4 protein-coding genes are annotated in these 3,774 nt (G+C 74.1%); all 4 read left to right on the top strand.

Translation table 11 applies throughout. From position 1 onward, the window contains the following. Positions 1-604, top strand: a 604-nt coding sequence (locus CW362_RS42490) for an EboA domain-containing protein (protein ID WP_420856904.1), incomplete at its 5' end; no start/stop codon positions are given. Beyond that, positions 604-1,452 carry a TatD family hydrolase gene (locus CW362_RS42485; RefSeq protein ID WP_103554918.1) on the top strand — a complete coding sequence of 283 codons (849 nt, stop codon included), beginning with the start codon at positions 604-606 and terminating at the stop codon, positions 1,450-1,452. The genes CW362_RS42490 and CW362_RS42485, both read left to right, overlap by 1 nt. A 3-nt stretch (positions 1,453-1,455) precedes the next feature. Continuing rightward, on the top strand, positions 1,456-2,625 hold the full coding sequence (eboE, locus tag CW362_RS42480; RefSeq protein WP_103554917.1) for a metabolite traffic protein EboE: 1,170 nt from the start codon (positions 1,456-1,458) through the stop codon (positions 2,623-2,625). After that, the coding region (locus CW362_RS42475; protein WP_103554916.1) for an alkaline phosphatase family protein at positions 2,622-3,774 on the top strand (1,153 nt) is incomplete at its 3' end. The genes eboE and CW362_RS42475, both read left to right, overlap by 4 nt.

Raw genomic sequence — 3,774 nt, 5'->3', positions numbered from 1 at the left:
TGAGGAACTGCCGGCCGGCCTCGGGCCCAGGGGCGCCGCCTGGGTCGAGGCCGCGCTCGGCGAGGCGCGCGAGGCCGCGCGCCGGGCGCCGGACGCGCCGCGCCGGGGTGTGCCGGCGTGGGAGCTGCGCTTCGCCGCGGCCGGCCGTGCGTGCGGCTCGCCGCGGGCGGCGGAGGCGGCCCGGGTGCTCCTGCTGCGCACGGCCCGCCCCGACGCGGCCGCGGTGAGAAGGCTCTACGAGCGGGGCACCGGCGCCGAGCGCCGCGCGGTCCTGCTGGCGCTGCCGCATCTGCCGCTGGCGCCCGAGGAGGGGCTGGTGCTGGTCCAGGACGCGCTGCGCGCCAACGACACCGGGCTGGTCGCCGCCGCCGTCGGTCCCTTCGCCGCGGCGCACCTGGACGCCCACGCCTGGCGTCACGCCGTCCTGAAGTGCCTGTTCACCGGGGTGGCGGCGGCCGCCGTGGCGGGGCTTTCGGACCGGGCCCGCGGGGACGGTGAACTCGCCCGCATGCTGGGCGACTTCGCCGCGGAGCGCACCGCCGCGGGGCGGGCCGTCCCCGGGGACCTCAGTCATGTACTCGCCCTGACCGCCAAGGAAGTCTGATGCGCATCTTCGACCCGCACATCCACATGAGCTCACGCACCACCGACGACTACGAGGCGATGTACGCGGCCGGGGTGCGCGCGCTGGTGGAGCCCGCCTTCTGGCTCGGCCAGCCGCGCACCTCGCCGCAGAGCTTCCTGGACTACTTCGACGCGCTGCTGGGCTGGGAGCCGTTCCGGGCCGCGCAGTACGGGATCGCGCACCACTGCACGATCGCCCTCAACCCCAAGGAGGCCAACGACCCGCGCTGCGCCCCGGTCCTGGACGAACTGCCGCGGTATCTGGTCAAGGACGGTGTCGTCGCCGTCGGTGAGATCGGCTACGACTCGATGACGCCGGCCGAGGACGCGGCGCTGGCCGCGCAGCTCGAACTCGCCGCCGAGCACGCGCTGCCCGCCCTCGTGCACACCCCGCACCGCGACAAGCCGGCGGGGCTGCGCCGCACCCTGGACGTGGTGGCCGAGTCGCGGCTGTCCGTCGAGCGGGTCCTGGTCGACCATCTCAACGAGACCACGGTCGAGGAGGCCAGGGACAGTGGTGCCTGGCTCGGCTTCTCGGTCTATCCGGACACCAAGATGGACGAGCACCGCATGGTCGCCGTGCTGAAGGAGTACGGGCCCGAGCGGGTCCTGGTCAACTCGGCCGCGGACTGGGGCCGCAGCGATCCGCTCAAGACCCGCAAGGTCGGCGAGGCGATGCTCGCCGCCGGTTTCGGCGAGGACGACGTGGACCTGGTGCTGTGGCGCAACCCCGTCGCGTTCTACGGGCTCAGCGGCCGGCTCGCCCTGGAGGTCGCGGCGCCCGCGTCGCTGCACGAGGGCAACTCCGTGCTGCGCGGGGGCGAATGAGCCGTGCGTCTGACCCATCCCGACGGTTCGACCGTGCACCTGGCGTACTGCACCAACGTCCATCCGGCCGAGAGCCTCGACGGTGTCCTGGCCCAGCTCGCCCGGTACTGCGAACCGGTCCGCCGGCGCCTGGGCGCCGACCGGCTGGGCGTGGGGCTGTGGCTGGCCCGTGACGCGGTGCGCGCCCTGAACGCCGACCCCGCCGCGCCGCGCCGTCTGCGCACCGAGCTGGAGCGGCGGGGCCTGGAGGTCGTCACGCTCAACGGCTTTCCCTACGAGGGTTTCGGCGCCGGCGTGGTCAAGTACCGGGTGTACCGGCCCGACTGGAGTGATCCCGAGCGGCTGGAGTACACCAGTGACCTGGCCCGTCTCCTGGCCCGGCTGCTGCCCGCGGACGTCACCGAGGGCACCGTCTCCACCCTGCCGCTGGCCTGGCGCACCGGCTTCGACGAGGCGGCCGCCGACGCCGCGCACCGGGCGCTGAGCGAACTGGCCCGCCGCCTGGACCACGTGGAGCAGGAGACGGGCCGCTCGATCCGTGTCGCGCTGGAGCCGGAGCCCGGCTGCGCGGTGGAGACCACCGCCGACGCGCTCGCCCCGCTGGCCGCCCTGCCCGGCCACCGCATCGGGCTGTGCCTGGACACCTGCCATCTCGCGACCGGTTTCGAGGATCCCGTGCGGGCGCTCGCCGCCCTGGACCGGGCGGGCATCGCGGTGCCCAAGGTGCAGCTGTCGGCGGCCCTGCACGCCGGCGACCCGCGGGACCCGGCGGTCCTGTCGGCGCTGGCCGCCTTCGACGAGCCGCGTTTTCTGCACCAGACCCGGGCCCGCGCGGACGGGGTCCTGCACGGCACCGACGATCTCGGCCAGGCGCTGGCGGGAGGGGTTCTGCCCGACACCGTGCCCTGGCGCGCCCACTTCCACGTCCCCCTGCACGCCCCGCCCGCCCCGCCGCTGTCCTCCACCCTGGACGTGCTGCGCGAGACGCTCGCCGCGCTGGTGGGCGGGCCGACGGCGCGCAGCACCCACTTCGAGGTCGAGACCTACACCTGGCAGGCCCTGCCGCCCGCGGCACGTCCGGTCACCGGTGCCGAGCTCGCCGACGGGATCGCCGCCGAACTCCAGCTCGCCCGCGACCTGCTGACCGACCTCGGACTCAAGGAGCAGCCGTGACCACGGCCCCCACCCCTTTGCTGGTCCTCGACGTGGTGGGGCTGACCCCCGCGCTCCTGGAGCACATGCCGCGGCTGCGGTCCCTGGGCCGGTCCGGTTCGTACGTGCCGCTGGGCACCGTCCTGCCGGCCGTCACCTGTGCCGCCCAGTCCACGTTCCTGACCGGCACGATGCCCCGCGAGCACGGCATCGTCGGCAACGGCTGGTACTTCCGCGAGCTCGGCGAGGTGCTGCTGTGGCGCCAGCACAACGGGCTCGTCGCCGGGGACAAGGTCTGGGACGCGGCCCGCCGTCTGTACCCGGGCTACACGGTCGCCAATGTCTGCTGGTGGTACGCGATGGGCGCGGACACCGACTTCACGGTGACGCCCCGTCCCGTCTACTACGCCGACGGCCGCAAGGAGCCGGACTGCTACACCCGGCCGCCGGAGCTGCACGACGAGCTCCACGCCGCGCTCGGCACGTTCCCGCTGTTCCGTTTCTGGGGTCCGGGCGCCGATCTCGTCTCCAGCCGGTGGATCATCGACGCGACCCGGCACCTCAACCGCACCCGGCGTCCCGACCTGACGCTGTGCTACGTACCGCATCTCGACTACGACCTGCAGCGCTTCGGCCCGAAGGACCCGCGCTCGCTCGCGGCGGCCGCCGACCTGGACGCGGCGCTGGCCCCGCTGCTCGACGACGCCGAGGCCGAGGGCCGTACCGTGGTCGTCCTGTCCGAGTACGGCATCACCGGCGTCAGCAGGCCCGTCGACCTCAACCGGGTGCTGCGCCGCTCCGGTCACCTCGAGGTGCACACCCAGGACGGCATGGAGTACCTGGACCCCATGGCCTCGCGTGCCTTCGCGGTCGCCGACCACCAGCTCGCGCACGTGTACGTGCGGCGGCCCGAGGACGTCGCCGGGGTGCGGGAGGTGCTGGAGAAGGTCGCCGGGGTCGCCGAGGTGCTGGACGAGAGGGGCAAGAAGGAGCACGGCCTGGACCATCCGCGCTCCGGTGAGCTGGTGGCCCTGGCCGAGCCGGATTCCTGGTTCACGTACTACTACTGGCTCGACGACGCCCGGGCTCCCGACTTCGCGCGGCTGGTGGAGATCCACCGCAAGCCCGGGTACGACCCGGCCGAGCTGTTCCTGGACCCGCTGGACCCGT

Origin of the sequence: Streptomyces populi (assembly GCF_002911015.1) — a bacterium.
Classification (GTDB): domain Bacteria; phylum Actinomycetota; class Actinomycetes; order Streptomycetales; family Streptomycetaceae; genus Streptomyces; species Streptomyces populi.
The sequence above is the reverse complement of the archived record's forward strand: the minus strand, read 5'-3'. Positions and strand labels throughout refer to the sequence as shown.